Here is a 14,787-nt window from a genome sequence, read left to right on the forward strand (position 1 = left end):
GCCTTGAAATCCCTAACAATGCTATGCATATGCCAGCGCAAAAACATTGCAACGGCTCGCTAGAATGGATTTCATGGCTACCCAACCCCCATCAATTCCCCCGGTCTCGCCAGCGATCAGAACGCCTGACGATGGTGATTCCTTGGTGCTTGAACGCCGCCGCCAGCGGCTGCAGCCGCCACGCATGTACCAGGTCGTGATGCTCAACGACGACTTCACGCCCATGGAGTTCGTGATTGCCGTGCTGCAGGAGCTGTTCGGCAAGGATCGTGAATCGGCCACGCAGATCATGCTCAAGATTCACCTGGACGGCCGCGGTGTCTGCGGCGTCTACAGCCAGGACGTGGCGGCGACCAAGGTCGAGCAGGTGCTGCAGGCGGCCCAGAAAGCGGGTCATCCGCTGCAGGCCACATTCGAGCCTGTTGAATAAGCGCCGACCGCCCTCAGATTAGTTAGCAGAGAGTCAACCAAGCAAGCCGAAAGGAGTCGCACATGATCGCTCAAGAACTGGAAGTCAGCTTGCACATGGCGTTTGTCGAGGCCCGGCAGCAGCGCCACGAGTTCATCACCGTGGAACATCTGCTGCTCGCCCTGCTGGACAACCCCAGTGCAGCTGAAGTGCTGCGCGCATGCGCGGCCAATATCGACGACCTGCGTTCATCGCTGTCCAACTTCATCAAGGACAACACGCCGCAGGTGGACGGCACCGAAGAGGTGGATACGCAGCCCACGCTGGGATTCCAGCGCGTGATTCAGCGCGCCATCATGCATGTGCAGTCCACGGGCAATGGCAAGAAAGAGGTGACGGGCGCGAATGTGCTCGTGGCCATCTTCGGCGAAAAGGACTCGCATGCCGTGTACTACCTGCACCAGCAGGGCGTCACACGCCTGGACGTGGTCAACTACATCGCCCATGGGATCAAGAAGGGCGAGCCGCCCGAGCCTGCCAAGGCCGAATCTCCTTCGGAGAGCGAAGAAGGCGCTGCGGGCGAGCGCAATGAAAAAGCATCGCCGCTGGAGCAGTTCACGCTGAACCTGAACCAGGCCGCCAAGGAAGGCAAGATCGATCCGCTGATCGGGCGCGAGTACGAGGTGGAACGCACCATCCAGATCCTCTGCCGCCGCCGCAAGAACAACCCGCTGCTGGTGGGCGAGGCAGGCGTGGGCAAGACCGCGATTGCCGAGGGTCTGGCCTGGCGCATCACCGAAGGCACGGTGCCCGATGTGCTCAAGGAAGGCGTGGTCTATTCGCTGGACATGGGCGCGCTGCTGGCCGGCACCAAGTACCGCGGCGATTTCGAGCAGCGCCTCAAGGGCGTGCTCAAGTCGCTCAAGGACAAGCCGCACGCCATCCTGTTCATCGACGAAATCCACACGCTGATCGGCGCCGGTGCGGCCTCGGGCGGTACGCTGGATGCGTCCAATCTGCTCAAGCCCGCGCTGTCCAGCGGGCAACTGCGCTGCATCGGTGCGACCACGTTCACGGAATACCGTGGCATCTTCGAAAAAGACGCGGCCCTGTCGCGCCGTTTCCAGAAGGTGGATGTGGTCGAGCCCACCGTGGCCGAGACCGTGGACATCCTCAAGGGCCTGAAGTCCCGCTTCGAGGAGCACCACAGCATCACCTATGAGCAGGACGCCCTGCAGGCGGCGGCCGAGCTGTCGGCCAAGTACATCAACGACCGTCACCTGCCCGACAAGGCCATCGACGTGATCGACGAGGCGGGCGCTGCCCAGCGCATCGCTCCCGAAGCTCAGCGCAAGCAGACCATCGGCAAGGCCGAGATCGAGGCCATCGTGGCCAAGATCGCCCGCATTCCGCCGGCCAATGTCAGCAACGACGACCGCAGCAAGCTGCAGACGCTGGAGCGTGACTTGAAGAGCGTGGTCTTCGGCCAGGACAAGGCGCTGGAAGTGCTGTCGTCGGCTGTGAAGATGGCACGCTCGGGTCTGGGCAAACCGGACAAGCCGATCGGCTCCTTCCTGTTCTCCGGCCCCACGGGCGTCGGCAAGACGGAAGCGGCCAAGCAGCTGGCCTATATCCTGGGCGTGGACCTGATCCGCTTCGACATGTCCGAGTACATGGAGCGTCATGCCGTCAGCCGACTGATTGGCGCGCCTCCCGGCTATGTGGGCTTTGACCAGGGCGGTCTGCTGACCGAGGCCGTGACCAAGAAGCCGCATTCGGTGCTGCTGCTCGACGAAATCGAGAAGGCGCATCCGGACATCTTCAACGTGCTGCTGCAGGTCATGGATCACGGCACGCTGACGGACAACAACGGACGCAAGGCCGACTTCCGCAACGTGATCATCATCATGACCACGAATGCGGGCGCCGAGACCATGAACAAGGCCACCATCGGCTTCACGAATCCGCGTGAGGCTGGTGATGAAATGGGCGATATCAAGCGCCTGTTCACGCCCGAGTTCCGCAACCGTCTGGATGCCATCGTCAGCTTCAAGCCGCTGGACGAGCAGATCATTCTGCGCGTGGTCGACAAGTTCCTGCTGCAGCTGGAGCAACAGCTGGCCGAGAAGAAGGTGGACGTTACCTTCAGCGACGACCTGCGCAAGCATCTGGCCACGAAGGGCTTCGATCCGCTCATGGGGGCACGCCCCATGCAGCGTCTGATCCAGGACACCATCCGCCGCTCGCTGGCCGATGAGCTGCTGTTCGGTCGCCTGACCAACGGCGGACGCCTGGAGGTGGACTGGGACGTCGCGGGCAACGAAGGCAAGGGTGATGTCAAGCTCACCATTACTGAGCTGCCCAAGGACGCCCCCAAGGCCGAGCCCGAGCAGGCGGTCGCCGATTGAGGCGGGCTGATTCAGGCTTTCGCCGGCGCCCATGAGGGGCGCTGAAAACAGAAACCGGCAGTGGAGACACTGCCGGTTTTTTATTGCCCGCCCGGCCTGGATTTGCCTTCTTTTGTCCTGCGGCCCGTGATAGGGCCCTGCATGAATGGCGGGGCAGCGCTGCCTGATCAGTCGCGCAGGTACAGAAGCAGCATGAAGACTGGTGTGCCGATCAGAACGCCGATGATGCAGAACAAGGGGCCGTAAACCAGCAGGCTTATCTCCAGGGCGCGCATGCACCCCGAGAGGCCTTCATTCAGGCAGCTGACCCCGTCGGGCGGCAGAAAGATGCTGTGAAACGGCAGAAAAAGCGCCGCCACGGCGAGGCTGGCAAGCAGTGCCAGAAAGGCAGAGAGAACAAGTCGGCCCAGGGTTTTCATGATGTGCATCTCCGCAGCAACTATAGATGGTGGCGCCCTGAATGCCGGGCTGCTGCGAGAAACGGGACTGGATCCGGCGCCTGCCTAAGGCTTGCCTCCGGTGCCGCGCGCGACCATGCTGACGAAATTGAGCGCGGCGACGATGATGCCCTTGCTCAGCGGCAGCAGGGCAAAAAACAGAAAGAAGAGGTGGTTGACCTGCCACAGCGGCAGGGTCCGTATATGCGCAAGCAGGCGCTGGCCATGCCCACCAGCCACTGTGAAGGCGACGGCTGCTGCGATCAGGGCCAGGAGCAGCAGCGCTGCCGCCCGGGCAGGCGCTGGCGCGCGCTGGAATGCGACCCTGAGAGGGCGGATCAGGCAGCAGCCAAAGACCAGGGCGCACAGAAAGGGCACCAGATGCACGGCTTCGCCGCGCACGAGCCAGGGCAGGGCCAACGCATAGGACAGAACCAGCAGAGCGAGGCCGGTGGCTCCTAGGAGTCGGGGTTGCTGCTGCTTCATGGACGCCTGCCGGTGCGCGGGGACTCAGCCGCGAAGCTAATAAAAAAAGGAGCTGCTATCGCTTGCTGCATAAAGATTTCAGATACTTTTATATTTGAAAGTCAATACTGAAGAGTGGAAGCAGCTATCAACATTGTTGTCTGGGCTTGATGCCGGTCACTTGACCTGGCGCTTTTCCAGCTTGCGCGCCAGCGTGCGCCGGTGCATGCCCAGGCGGCGTGCGGCCTCGGAGATATTGAAGCCGGACTCGGCCAGGGTCTCGTGAATATGCTCCCACTCCAGCGTCTTGATGGAAGTGGTCTGGCTGCTGACTTCCACATCGGTGCGGCCCTCGATGCGGCCGAAGGCGGCTTCGATATCGTCGGTGTTCGAGGGTTTGGCGAGGTAGTGGCAGGCACCGAGCTTGACGGCTTCCACGGCCGTGGCAATGCTGGCGTAGCCGGTGAGCACGACGATCAGCGCATCGGGGTTGTGCAGATGCAGCATCTGCACGCAGTTCAGGCCCGAGGCATTGCCGGCCAGCTTCAGGTCCATGACCGCATATTGCGGCCGGTGCTGGGTCAGCAGCAGCTGCACTTCCTCGCCGCTGGTGGCATGCAGCACGCGGTAGCCCCGGCGCTCGAACGAGCGCTTGAGCGTGCGTGCAAATGCCGCGTCATCTTCAACCAGCAGCAGTAAACGGTCTTCTTCCATGCAAACAACAATGTCTTAAATTGCGAGGGCGGACTGGGGCAGGCTGACCTCCACCAGAGCGCCTCCGCCTTGCTGAGCCGGCAGATTGCCGGCATGAACGCGGCCGCCCAGGGCGCGGGCCACGTTGGTGACAAGAAACAGGCCCAGGCCGCGACCGGGGCGCTCCTGTTTGGTGGAGACATGGCACTGGCCCAGCTGCTGCAGCACGGCGGCATCGAAGCCCGGACCATGGTCGCGCACCTGGATGCGTATCTGGTCGTGATCGCTGCTCAGGGTCAGCTCCACCCAGTCGGGTGAGGCTTCGAGGGCATTGTCCAGCAAATTGCAAATCATTTGCTGCAATGCAGTATCCGAGAGCATGGCGAAGTCCTTCACGCCCTGCTGGTGCAGCGCAAAGTGCTGCAGACTGTTATGGGTCTGCCAGTGGCTGACCACGCCCTGCACAAAGCTGGCGAAGGTGGTGCTCTCCGTGCCTTCGGCCCGGGTCTCGCCGGCCGACAGCAGCACTCCCGAGACGATGGACTTGCAGCGCAGCAGCTGGCGCTGCATTTCCTGCAGGTCCTCGCGCAGATCCTCGTCCTGCATGAGTGCCGGCATATGCTGCCAGTCGCCCAGGATCACGGACATGGTGGCCATGGGCGTGCCCAGCTCGTGGGCCGCGCCGGTGGCCAGCAGGCCCAGGCGCACGATGTGTTCTTCCTCGCTGGCGCGCTGGCGCATATTGGAGATGCGCTTGTCGCGCCGGCGCGTGTTCTCGACGATGCGCGTCAGAAAGACGATGGTCAGGATGCTGGTCAGCGCAAAGCTGATGAGCACACCCACCACGTAGAGGCTGGGCAGGCCTTCTTGGCTGACGAACTGCACATGAAGGGGCTGGTGAAACAGGGTCAGGCCCATGACGCCGACAAAGGAGGCCGCGACCACGCACCAGGTGTAGTGGGCGGGCAGTAGCACGGCACTCAGAATGCCCTGCAGCAGATACAGATAGATAAAGGGATTGCTGGCGCCGCCGCTCAGGTACAGCTGAATGGTCAGGGCCAGCACATCGGCCAGCAGCGCATAGAAGACGCTGCGCGAGGTCACGGGCCGGTGCAGGCCCTGGCTCCAGTAGATATAGGCCAGATTGGTGGCCACCAGGGCCACGAGCACCAGCGCCATGGGCAGCAGGGGCAGGGCAATCTGGAAGCCGTAGTGCACCAGCGAGATGGTGACGACCTGGCCGACCACGGCAATCCAGCGCAGCTGAATCAGCAGCTGCATGTTCTGCCGCTCGGTCAGGCGCTGTACGCGAAACAGGGAATCGGAAATTTGGCTCACCGCTCAATTGTCACCGAGCGCGGCTGCCACGGACGCCTCTGGGGCTATGCGTTCCTGATGTAGGAGCCGCCTGAAAGGGCCAAAAAAAGCGCTCCGGGGAGCGCTTTCAGGGAGCATCAGCTTGCAGCAACTGCCTTGTCATGTCGGCGTACCAGCCAGGCCGCTCCCAGCACCATGATGGCCAGCCCATACCAGGTCAGCGCATAGACCAGATGGCTGTTCGGGAAGCGGATGACCGTCATGCCGGGGCGCAGGACTTCGGTGCCGGCCTCTGCCCGGGCATAGGCCGGGTTGCTGGCGGGCACGCCCTGATCGATGAAGTAGGGGGCGGGCCTGCTCAGACCCTGGGCCTGGGCGATGGCGGCGACATCGCGCGAGTACCACTGGTCGTTCGCGGGATCGTTCTTGCGCAGAAAGCCGCCGCCGGGCTCGCTCATGCGCATCAGGCCGATGACGGTGACGGTCTCGGCGGATGGCCCGGCTTCGGCAATCTGCTTGAGCCATTGGCCGCGCAGCTTCTCGGGCGTGAAGCCGCGGTTGACCAGAACCTGTGTGCCATCGGCCAGCTGCAGCGGCGTCATGAGCCAGAAGCCCGCGCCGGCCTCGGTCAAGGCCTTGGCCAGCACGCTTTGCTTGTCCAGCCATTGACCCTGTGCCTTGACGGGCAGGTACTCGTGGCTGGCTGCATTGATCTGCGGCCACTGGCCGGGCTCGGGCACCGCCACGGGGGCGCTGTGCACGCGCTGCTCCACGCGCTCGATGAGGTCGAGCTTCCAGGCGCGGCGCTGCACCTGCCAGGTGCCCAGAGCCATGAACCCTAAAAACAAGGCGATGCCCACAAACGCGAGCATCGCCTTGGCGAAGGGAGAGCGCTGCCGCGCAGCGCTCTGGTTCTTCATGAGGTCAGTCAAGGTGTGACAGCTGCGGGAGCCGTGTGACCTGCGTGATCTGCATGGCCAGCGGCCTGGTGCATTTCATGACCGGGCATCATGTTGGTGTTCATGTGGAACATGACCCAAAGCGTGCCGGAGATCGCAATCGCCAGGAAGATCACCGTGAAGATGGTGGACAGCATGGTCCAGCCGCCCTGGATCTTGCCGTTCATGTGCAGGAAGTACACCATGTGCACGAGCACCTGGATCACCGCGAACAGGCCCAGCACGGCCACGGCCGTGGTGCGGTCGGTGATGACGTTGTTCATGACCAGATAGAAGGGGATGGCTGTCAGGATGACGGCCAGGATGAAGCCCTTCACATAGTCGCCCATGGTGACGTGCAGGTCGTCGTGATCGTGGTGATCGTCATGACCGGCGTGAATATCGTGTGCGCTCATTTACAGCACCCCCATCAGATACACAAAGGTGAACACACCGATCCAGACCACGTCCAAGAAGTGCCAGAACATGGACAGGCAGTTGATACGGCGCACGTTCTCGTTGATCAGGCCGTGCTTCTTGATCTGGATCATCAGGGTGATCAGCCAGACCAGACCGAAGGTCACGTGGATACCGTGGGTGCCCACCAGCGTGAAGAAGGACGACAGGAAGGCGCTGCTCTGAGGCGTCGCACCTTGATGGATCAGGTGGTGGAACTCATAGAGTTCCACGGCCAGGAAGGCTGCGCCCAGCAGACCGGTGACGGCCAGCCACAGCAGTGTGCCGTTCACGTTCTTCTTCTGCTTTTGCAGCATGGCAAAGCCGAAGGTGATGGACGACATCAGCAGGAAGGCCGTGTTGACGGCCACCAGCGACAGATCGAACAGATCCTTGCCCGAGGGACCGCCTGCATAGCTGCGGCCCAGCACGCCATAGGTGGCGAACAGTGCGGCAAAGATCAGGCAGTCGCTCATCAGGTAGAGCCAGAAGCCCAGCGAGGTGCCGTTTTCCGGATGGGGCTCGTGCGCGAGGTGGTACTCGCGAGTAGCCAGGGCGGCCGCGCCGCCAGCGTTGATATGTGTATTAGACATGGGCTGCTGCAAGCTGCTTGGTACGTGCTTCTTCCGTTGTGGCCACTTCGACCGAAGGGATGTAGTAGTCACGCTTGTAGTTGAAGGTATGAATGATCGAAGCCAGGATGGTCGCGACGAACGAAGCGATCGTCAGAGGCCACATATGCCAGATCAGAGCAAAGCCCAGAACGGTGGACAGGCCGGCAATCACCACGCCGGCGCCGGTATTGGCGGGCATGTGGATGGGCTCGAAGCCGCTCAGCGGACGCTGATAGCCGTGCTTCTTCATGTCGGTCCAGGCGTCGATGTCGTGCACCACGGGGGTGAAGGCGAAGTTGTACTGGGGAGGGGGCGAGGAGGTGGCCCATTCCAGGGTACGGCCTTCCCAAGGGTCGCCGGTCACGTCACGCAGCTCGTCACGCTTCCAGATGGACACGGCCAGCTGGATGAAGAAGCAGCCGATGCCGGCAGCGATCAGGGCAGCGCCGCAGGCGGCGATGATGAACCAGATCTGCAGCGAGGGATCGTCAAAGTGGTTGGCGCGGCGAGTCACGCCCATCAGACCCAGGATGTACAGGGGAGTGAAGGCCACCCAGAAGCCGACCAGCCAGAACCAGAACGAAGCCTTGCCCCAGAACTCGTTGAGTCGGAAGCCGAAAGCCTTGGGGAACCAGTAGTTGATGCCGGCAAACACGGCAAACACCACGCCGCCGATGATCACGTTGTGGAAGTGGGCGATCAGGAACAGCGAGTTGTGCAGCACGAAGTCTGCGGGAGGCACGGCCAGCAGCACGCCGGTCATGCCGCCGATGGCGAAGGTGACCATGAAGCCCACCGTCCACAGCATGGGCACCGAGAAGCGGATGCGGCCGCGGTACATGGTGAACAGCCAGTTGAAGATCTTCGCGCCCGTGGGGATGGAGATGATCATCGTGGTGATACCGAAGAAGGTATTCACGCTGGCACCCGAGCCCATGGTGAAGAAGTGGTGCAGCCACACCAGGTAGGACAGGATGGTGATACACACGGTGGCGTAAACCATCGAGGTGTAGCCGAACAGACGCTTGCGGCTGAACGTTGCCACGATTTCGGAGAACACGCCGAAGCAGGGCAGGATCAGGATGTAGACCTCGGGGTGGCCCCAGATCCAGATCAGGTTCACGTACAGCATGGGGTTGCCGCCCAGCTCGTTCGTGAAGAAGTTGGTGCCGACGTAGCGGTCCAGCGACATCAGCACCAGGGCTGCGGTCAGCACGGGGAAGGAGGCCACGATCAGGGCGTTGGTGCACAGGGCAGTCCAGGTGAAGACGGGCATCTTCATCAGGTTCATGCCGGGAGCGCGCATCTTGATGATGGTCACGATCAGGTTGATACCTGACAAGGTCGTGCCCACACCGGCGACCTGCAGGCCCCAGATGTAGTAATCAAGACCCGTGCTGCCGCTCTGGTGCCCCAGATTGGACAGTGCCAGCCAGCCGGAAGTGGAGAACTCGCCCAGGAACAGGGAGATCATCACCAGCACGGCGCCGCCGGTGGTCATCCAGAAGCTGAAGTTGTTCAGGAACGGGAAGGACACGTCACGTGCGCCGATCTGCAGAGGAACCAGGTAGTTCATCAGGCCGGTCACGAAGGGCATCGCCACGAAGAAGATCATGATCACGCCGTGGGCCGTGAAGATCTGGTCGTAGTGATGGGGAGGCAGGTAGCCCATGTTGTCGCCGAAGGCCATGGACTGCTGCAGACGCATCATCACGGCATCGGCAAAGCCGCGCAGGAACATGACCAGACCGAGGATCATGTACATGATGCCGATCTTCTTGTGGTCGATGGAGGTGATCCAGTCGTTCCACAGCGGAGCCCAGAGGCGGAACTTGGTGATGCCGCCGACCACGACGAGGCCGCCAAGCACCACGGCAATAAAGGTCAAGAGCACGATGGGCTCATGCGTCATGGGAATCTGGTCCCATGTGATACGGCCCAACAGCCAGTGGGAGGCCGGGGTTGTTGTTTCAGACATGTTGAGTCTCTTTTGTCGTATTGGAGCGGCTGAGCGGTGAGCGCATCCGCACCGTGAACTACTTATTGCTGTGCGACAGCTCCGGAGGCGGCGACTTCGTCGAGCAGGGCGACAACGCGGTCAGCGTCTTTGGAAGTGCAGACATCCAGGGGCAGGGTCACGCTGGAGGTCTTGCCGTGGTGTGCAGGTGGCCTGCCGCCGGCGGCGTCGATGGCCATCATTTCGTTCATGCACATCTTGCCGTCTTCCACGCAGCGGTTGAGGACCTTGTTGTACAGGCCTTCGTCCACGCTGGCGAAGCGTTCAACGGGGTTGCGCTCGCTGGGCTTGGCCAGGTCGAGGTAGGCATCGCGCGTCAGGGTCTTGCCTTCGCTCTTGGCCTGGGCCACCCACTGGTCGAACTGCTGGTTTTCCAGACCGTGGAACTTGAAGGTCATGCCGGCAAAGCCAGCGCCGCTGTAGTGGGAGGACTTGCCGCCATAGACACCGGGCTTGTTGATCACGGCATTCAGTTCGGTCTGCATGCCGGGCATGGTGTAGATCATGCCGGCCAGATCGGGAACGTAGAACGCGTTCATGGTGTTGGTGGAGGTCAGCTTGAAGCGGATGGGGCGATCCACCGGGGCAGCCACTTCGTTGACGGTGGCGATGCCTTGCTCTGGGTAGAAGAACAGCCACTTCCAGTCCAGGGACACGACCTGAATCTCCAGGGGCTTGACGTTGGGGTCCAGCGCCTTGGTGGAGGAGATGCGGTCCAGCGGACGATAGGGGTCGAGCTTGTGGGTGCTGATCCAGGTAATGGCGCCCAAAGCGATGATGATGAGCAGGGGAACCGTCCAGATCACCAGCTCCAGCGCAGTGGAGTGGTGCCATTCGGGGTCGTACTTGGCTTCGGTGTTGGACTGGCGGTATTTCCAGGCAAACAGCAGCGTCAAAAAGATGACGGGGACGATGATGAGCAACATCAGCAAAGTGGCCGTAATGACCAGATCGCCTTGCTGCTTGGCGACATCGCCAGCTGGGTTGAGGACGACGGCCTTGCTGCAACCGGCGAGGGTTGCGGTCAAAGCGGCCGCTGAGAGCCACGCGGGCCCACGGATTTCCTTGATTTTTAACATGCTTTAGGCGTGACAAAGTCGCGCTTAGGTGTAAACGCGGATTACTGGATCTCGGCAAATGTAATACCAAACCGGGGGTTGTCCATTGGACATTTTGTCCAAGGTCAAGGGTTGGGTCTTGAAAATACGCTACGCGACAAGGGTTTAGCGCCTTTTGAAGGTGGGCAAACTTTGCGCTGACAGGGCTTGAAATTGTCAAATTCGCCCCAGCAGGCCCCCTCTGCCGAGGGCTGCGCTGACAGGGTTCAGGGCAAAAACTCTATTGCAGCTGCACATGCTTGGGCGTAGAACGGAAAGCGTCCCCGGGACTGAAAAGTAAGACAAGGAGTTGTACCTTTATGACAAGCATGAACCCGTCCGTTGGTCTTACTCAGCAAGACTATGAGAACTCGGAAACCCTGGCCTATGCGGATACCGATGAGGATGTGACCCCTGGCGAGATCGCGGTGGGCGTGATCATAGGGCGCTCTTCCGAGTACTTTGACTTCTTCGTGTTCGGCATCGCCTGCGTGCTGGTGTTTCCCTCGCTGCTGTTTCCCTATCTGTCCAAGCTCGACGGCACGCTGGCCGCGTTTGCCATCTTCTCGCTGGCCTTCGTGGCCCGCCCTGTAGGCACGGCGCTGTCGATGGCCGTGCAGCGGGTCTGGGGGCGTGCCACCAAACTGACATTGGCGCTGCTCCTGTTGGGCGTCTGCACGGTGGGCATGACCTTTCTGCCCAGCTATGAGACAGCCGGCATGAAGGCCGTCTGGGCGCTGGTGATCCTGCGCATCGGCCAGGGCCTGGCGCTGGGCGGCTCCTGGGACGGCTTGCCCTCGCTGCTGGCCATGTCCGCACCGCCGAACAAGCGCGGCTGGTACTCGATGATCGGCCAGCTCGGGGCGCCGCTGGGCTTCATCATTGCGGCAGCGCTGTTTGCCTATCTGTACTCCAGCCTGTCGGCGGACGAGTTCATGAGCTATGGCTGGCGCTATCCGTTCTGCGTGGCTTTTGCCATCAACGTGGTGGCACTGTTTGCCCGCCTGCGCCTGGTCGTGGGGCAGTCCTATACCCAGCTTCTGCAGGAACGTGAGCTGGAGCCCATCAGCGTGACCAGTCTCATGGCCAACGAAGGCCGCAATGTGATGATCGGTGCTTTTGCCGCACTGGCCAGCTTTGCGCTGTTCCACCTAGTGACCGTGTTCCCGCTGTCCTGGATCTCCATGTACTCCGACCAGTCCATGACCGAAGTGCTGGTGGTGCAGATCATCGGCGCGCTGCTGGCTGGCGCGGCCATCATGCTGTCGGGCTGGCTGGCGGACCGAGTGGGTCGCCGCAACACACTGGGCACCATGGCCTGCCTGATCGGTATCTTCAGCTTCCTGGCTCCCTGGCTGCTGGGCAGCGGCAGCACCGGCAACAATGTGTTCATCCTGGTGGGCTTTGTGCTGCTGGGCCTGTCCTACGGTCAGGCATCGGGTACGGTGACTTCCAACTTCTCGTCGCGCTATCGTTACACCGGCGCGGCCCTGTCCACGGATATGGCCTGGCTCATCGGGGCGGCGTTCGCTCCGCTGGTAGCCCTGGGCGTCTCGGCCAAGTTCGGCCTGGTGGCCCTGGGTATCTATCTGCTGTCGGGAGCCTTGTGCACGCTGGCGGCCCTGGGCATCAACCGTGCCATCGAGGCGCGCGATCAATAGGCAGGCAGAGGTCCTTGCTGCAAAACGCCCGGTGCTGCGCATCGGGCGTTTTTTCTGAGGCTGCAGCGCATGAAAAAGCCGCCTTCAAGAGGCGGCTTCTTTACGGATGGGCGGGCTGGATGATCAGTCCAGAGCCAGACCGGCCTTCTTGATCACCTCGCCAAAGCGCTTGCTCTCGGAAGCCATGAAGGCCTTGAATTCGGCGGGTGTGGGGTTGAAGGACTCGTAGCCGAAGGCGGCGAACTTTTCCTTCACGTCCTGGCCGGTCAGCGCCTGACGGACGTCGGTGCGGATCTTCTCGACCACGGCAGCAGGGGTGCCGGGGCGCACGGCCAGGGCGTTCCAGCCGATGGCTGCGAAATCCTTGGGGCCACCCGATTCGGACACCGTGGGCACGTTCTCGAAGCCGGCAATGCGGCTGGGAGCAGCCACCGCCAGGAAGCGCAGCTTGCCGCCACGCACCAGGGGGCCTGCAGTGCCCAGAGAGCCCAGGGCAAAGGTCAGCTCGCCATTGGCAACGCCCTGGTACAGCTGGCTGGTTTCCTTGTAGATCACGTGCTCCATCTTGGTGCCGGTCTGGTTTTCCAGCAGCGCCGAGCCCAGGTGCACGGGGTTGCCCACGGACCAGGAGCCGTAGTTCAGCTTGCCGGGATGCGCCTTGGCATCGGCGATCAGGTCACCGATGGTCTTGTAGGGGCTGTTGACGGGCACGCAGACAAAGAAGTAGTTGCGGAACAAGGGCATCAGGATGTCGAAGTCCTTGTTCAGGTCGTAGGGCAGCTTCTTGAACAGGTGGGGGTAGGCCGCGATGTGGACGTTGTCCAGCTGGATCATGTCCGTGCCGTCGGTCGCGCCGCGCTTGAATTCGTTGATGGCGATGAAGCCGTTGCCGCCGGGGCGGTTTTCCACCACCACGGGCTGGCCCCAGGCACGGCCCAGCTTGTCGGCCACCAGGCGCGAGATGCCATCGGGACCGCCGCCTACGGGGAAGGGGTTGATGATGCGCGAGGACTTGGTGGGCCACTTGTCGCTCTGTGCGAACGAGGGGGCTGCCACGGCTGCGGCAATGGCGCCAAATGCAAATGCAGCTTGGCGACGGCTCATGTTGAGCTTATGGGTCATTTTGTCTCCCTGGAAGGATGTCGATGATGAATTGCGTGTGCACCACGCATTGTTGATATCGTCGGCTGTTATTTATAGATATTCAGGCCCAGTTAATTACATTGTGTCACTTGGGGCATAAACACCTAGGTCTAGCTGAGGCTAGCAGCTATAGCAAAATAGCATAGCTTGTTTTGAAAGGTGTGAGCATGAATCTGCAGCAGATAGAGACCTTTGTTCGGGTGGCCGAAGTGGGGAGCTTCAGCAAGGCTGCGGTATTGCTGGACACCGCCCAGCCGGCGCTCAGCCGTCAGGTGCGGGCCCTGGAAACCGAGTTGCGCGAGACCCTGTTGATACGCACCGGGCGCGGCGTGACGCTGACCGATGCGGGGCGCCGCCTGCTCGAGCATGGTCACGCCATCATGCAGCGCGTGGCCATGGCCAAGGAAGACCTGGGCAGTCAGCGCGACGAGCCCGTCGGGCGTATCACCGTGGGCCTGCCGCCGAGTCTGGCGCGGCGCCTGACCTTGCCCCTGATCGACGGCTTCAGCCGCGAGATGCCCAAGGCCAGGCTGGCGGTGGTCGAAGGTTTCTCCATGAATATCTCGGAGTGGCTGACCTCGGGGCGCATGGATCTGGGCCTGGTCTACACGCCGGAGCCGCATCCGCAGATCGAGGTCTCGCCCGTGCTCGAAGAGCGTCTGTGCCTGATCGGCCCGGCCAGCACGCTGGCAGGGCGCACCAGCATTCCGTTCGAGCATCTGGCCGAGTTCCCGCTGATCATGCCCCAGCACGGGCAGATTTTCCGCAAGCTGATGGAGGCCCAGGCCACGCTGTCACAGGTCAAGCTCAATGTGGTCTGGGAGGTTTCCAGTGTGCCCGCCATTCTGGATCTGGTGCGCGGCGGCTATGGCTATGCGGCGCTGACCGACAGCGCCATGCACAGTCATGCCACGGATGCATCGCTGGTGGAGGTGCCCATCAAGTCTCCGCATATCGTCAGCACCTTGTGCCTGGTGCAGCCCGCCAAGAAGAAGTCCACGCCTCTGATGCGCCGCACGGCCGAGTTGCTGCGCCGTCTCAGCATGCAGGTCTGCTCGGTGGAGAGCGGCCATATCTGAACGCCGCGCCTGTACCGGGGCATTGCCGCTGCTGGTTCATGCTCCTGTTAGTA

General features: G+C 61.9%; 14 protein-coding genes. 4 read left to right on the plus strand and 10 right to left on the minus strand.

Features of this window, described 5'->3' with window-relative positions; translation table 11 throughout:
• The first annotated feature begins 64 nt into the window (after positions 1 to 64).
• Both clpS and clpA read left to right on the plus strand, forming a co-directional pair.
• Entirely contained in the window at positions 65 to 430 is a 366-nt protein-coding gene (gene clpS, locus O987_RS12710) for an ATP-dependent Clp protease adapter ClpS (RefSeq protein WP_029158698.1), read from the plus strand.
• 62 nt (positions 431 to 492) lie between these two features.
• Positions 493 to 2,817, plus strand: a complete 2,325-nt coding sequence (gene clpA / locus O987_RS12715) for an ATP-dependent Clp protease ATP-binding subunit ClpA (protein ID WP_003055511.1) — start codon at positions 493 to 495, stop codon at positions 2,815 to 2,817.
• A 167-nt stretch (positions 2,818 to 2,984) separates the two neighbouring features.
• On the opposite strand, the gene O987_RS12720 is transcribed toward clpA, so the two are convergent.
• The 9 genes from O987_RS12720 to cyoA form a co-directional block, all read right to left on the minus strand.
• The gene (locus O987_RS12720; protein WP_043376422.1) at positions 2,985 to 3,236 is read right to left on the minus strand and encodes a hypothetical protein; all 252 of its coding nucleotides are present in this window, start codon (positions 3,234 to 3,236) and stop codon (positions 2,985 to 2,987) included.
• An 84-nt stretch (positions 3,237 to 3,320) separates the two neighbouring features.
• On the minus strand, positions 3,321 to 3,740 hold the full coding sequence (locus O987_RS12725) for a hypothetical protein (RefSeq protein ID WP_043372634.1): 420 nt from the start codon (positions 3,738 to 3,740) through the stop codon (positions 3,321 to 3,323).
• Positions 3,741 to 3,896: 156 nt separating this feature from the next.
• Positions 3,897 to 4,433 (minus strand): response regulator transcription factor, encoded by a 537-nt coding sequence (locus O987_RS12730; protein ID WP_003055506.1) that lies wholly within the window; start codon positions 4,431 to 4,433, stop codon positions 3,897 to 3,899.
• A gap of 15 nt (positions 4,434 to 4,448) precedes the next feature.
• On the minus strand, positions 4,449 to 5,750 hold the full coding sequence (locus O987_RS12735) for an ATP-binding protein (protein WP_043372636.1): 1,302 nt from the start codon (positions 5,748 to 5,750) through the stop codon (positions 4,449 to 4,451).
• 116 nt (positions 5,751 to 5,866) lie between these two features.
• On the minus strand, positions 5,867 to 6,649 hold the full coding sequence (locus O987_RS12740; protein WP_003055503.1) for an SURF1 family protein: 783 nt from the start codon (positions 6,647 to 6,649) through the stop codon (positions 5,867 to 5,869).
• 8 nt (positions 6,650 to 6,657) lie between these two features.
• The gene (cyoD, locus tag O987_RS12745; protein WP_003055502.1) at positions 6,658 to 7,083 is read right to left on the minus strand and encodes a cytochrome o ubiquinol oxidase subunit IV; all 426 of its coding nucleotides are present in this window, start codon (positions 7,081 to 7,083) and stop codon (positions 6,658 to 6,660) included.
• Positions 7,084 to 7,716 (minus strand): cytochrome o ubiquinol oxidase subunit III, encoded by a 633-nt coding sequence (cyoC, locus tag O987_RS12750; RefSeq protein WP_003055501.1) that lies wholly within the window; start codon positions 7,714 to 7,716, stop codon positions 7,084 to 7,086.
• Positions 7,709 to 9,715: a cytochrome o ubiquinol oxidase subunit I gene (gene cyoB, locus O987_RS12755; RefSeq protein ID WP_043372638.1), complete on the minus strand. Its 2,007-nt coding sequence runs from the start codon at positions 9,713 to 9,715 to the stop codon at positions 7,709 to 7,711. Before cyoB ends, cyoC begins: the two co-directional genes overlap by 8 nt.
• Positions 9,716 to 9,777: 62 nt before the next feature.
• Positions 9,778 to 10,833 (minus strand): ubiquinol oxidase subunit II, encoded by a 1,056-nt coding sequence (gene cyoA / locus O987_RS12760; RefSeq protein WP_003055498.1) that lies wholly within the window; start codon positions 10,831 to 10,833, stop codon positions 9,778 to 9,780.
• A gap of 338 nt (positions 10,834 to 11,171) precedes the next feature.
• On the opposite strand from cyoA, the gene O987_RS12765 reads away from it, so the two are divergent.
• On the plus strand, positions 11,172 to 12,512 hold the full coding sequence (locus O987_RS12765) for an MFS transporter (protein ID WP_043372640.1): 1,341 nt from the start codon (positions 11,172 to 11,174) through the stop codon (positions 12,510 to 12,512).
• A gap of 123 nt (positions 12,513 to 12,635) precedes the next feature.
• Here O987_RS12765 and O987_RS12770 read toward each other — a convergent pair whose 3' ends face one another.
• Positions 12,636 to 13,634: a Bug family tripartite tricarboxylate transporter substrate binding protein gene (locus O987_RS12770; RefSeq protein ID WP_043372643.1), complete on the minus strand. Its 999-nt coding sequence runs from the start codon at positions 13,632 to 13,634 to the stop codon at positions 12,636 to 12,638.
• Positions 13,635 to 13,822: 188 nt separating this feature from the next.
• Here O987_RS12770 and O987_RS12775 point away from each other — a divergent pair, with 188 nt between their 5' ends.
• Positions 13,823 to 14,734: a LysR family transcriptional regulator gene (locus O987_RS12775; protein ID WP_003055493.1), complete on the plus strand. Its 912-nt coding sequence runs from the start codon at positions 13,823 to 13,825 to the stop codon at positions 14,732 to 14,734.
• Positions 14,735 to 14,787: the final 53 nt, after the last annotated feature.

The organism is Comamonas testosteroni TK102 (assembly GCF_000739375.1).
Taxonomy (GTDB): Bacteria; Pseudomonadota; Gammaproteobacteria; order Burkholderiales; family Burkholderiaceae_C; genus Comamonas; species Comamonas brasiliensis.

Bases quoted from the DNA above. Each gene is read 5' to 3' on its own strand.
- clpA (WP_003055511.1), top strand. From the start codon at position 493: ATGATCGCTCAAGAACTGGAAGTCAGCTTGCACATGGCGTTTGTCGAG.
- clpS (WP_029158698.1), top strand. From the start codon at position 65: ATGGATTTCATGGCTACCCAACCCCCATCAATTCCCCCGGTCTCGCCA.
- O987_RS12770 (WP_043372643.1), bottom strand. From the start codon at position 13,634: ATGACCCATAAGCTCAACATGAGCCGTCGCCAAGCTGCATTTGCATTT.
- O987_RS12775 (WP_003055493.1), top strand. From the start codon at position 13,823: ATGAATCTGCAGCAGATAGAGACCTTTGTTCGGGTGGCCGAAGTGGGG.
- O987_RS12725 (WP_043372634.1), bottom strand. From the start codon at position 3,740: ATGAAGCAGCAGCAACCCCGACTCCTAGGAGCCACCGGCCTCGCTCTG.
- cyoD (WP_003055502.1), bottom strand. From the start codon at position 7,083: ATGAGCGCACACGATATTCACGCCGGTCATGACGATCACCACGATCAC.
- O987_RS12730 (WP_003055506.1), bottom strand. From the start codon at position 4,433: ATGGAAGAAGACCGTTTACTGCTGCTGGTTGAAGATGACGCGGCATTT.
- cyoA (WP_003055498.1), bottom strand. From the start codon at position 10,833: ATGTTAAAAATCAAGGAAATCCGTGGGCCCGCGTGGCTCTCAGCGGCC.
- cyoC (WP_003055501.1), bottom strand. From the start codon at position 7,716: ATGTCTAATACACATATCAACGCTGGCGGCGCGGCCGCCCTGGCTACT.
- O987_RS12720 (WP_043376422.1), bottom strand. From the start codon at position 3,236: ATGAAAACCCTGGGCCGACTTGTTCTCTCTGCCTTTCTGGCACTGCTT.
- O987_RS12765 (WP_043372640.1), top strand. From the start codon at position 11,172: ATGACAAGCATGAACCCGTCCGTTGGTCTTACTCAGCAAGACTATGAG.
- O987_RS12740 (WP_003055503.1), bottom strand. From the start codon at position 6,649: ATGAAGAACCAGAGCGCTGCGCGGCAGCGCTCTCCCTTCGCCAAGGCG.
- cyoB (WP_043372638.1), bottom strand. From the start codon at position 9,715: ATGTCTGAAACAACAACCCCGGCCTCCCACTGGCTGTTGGGCCGTATC.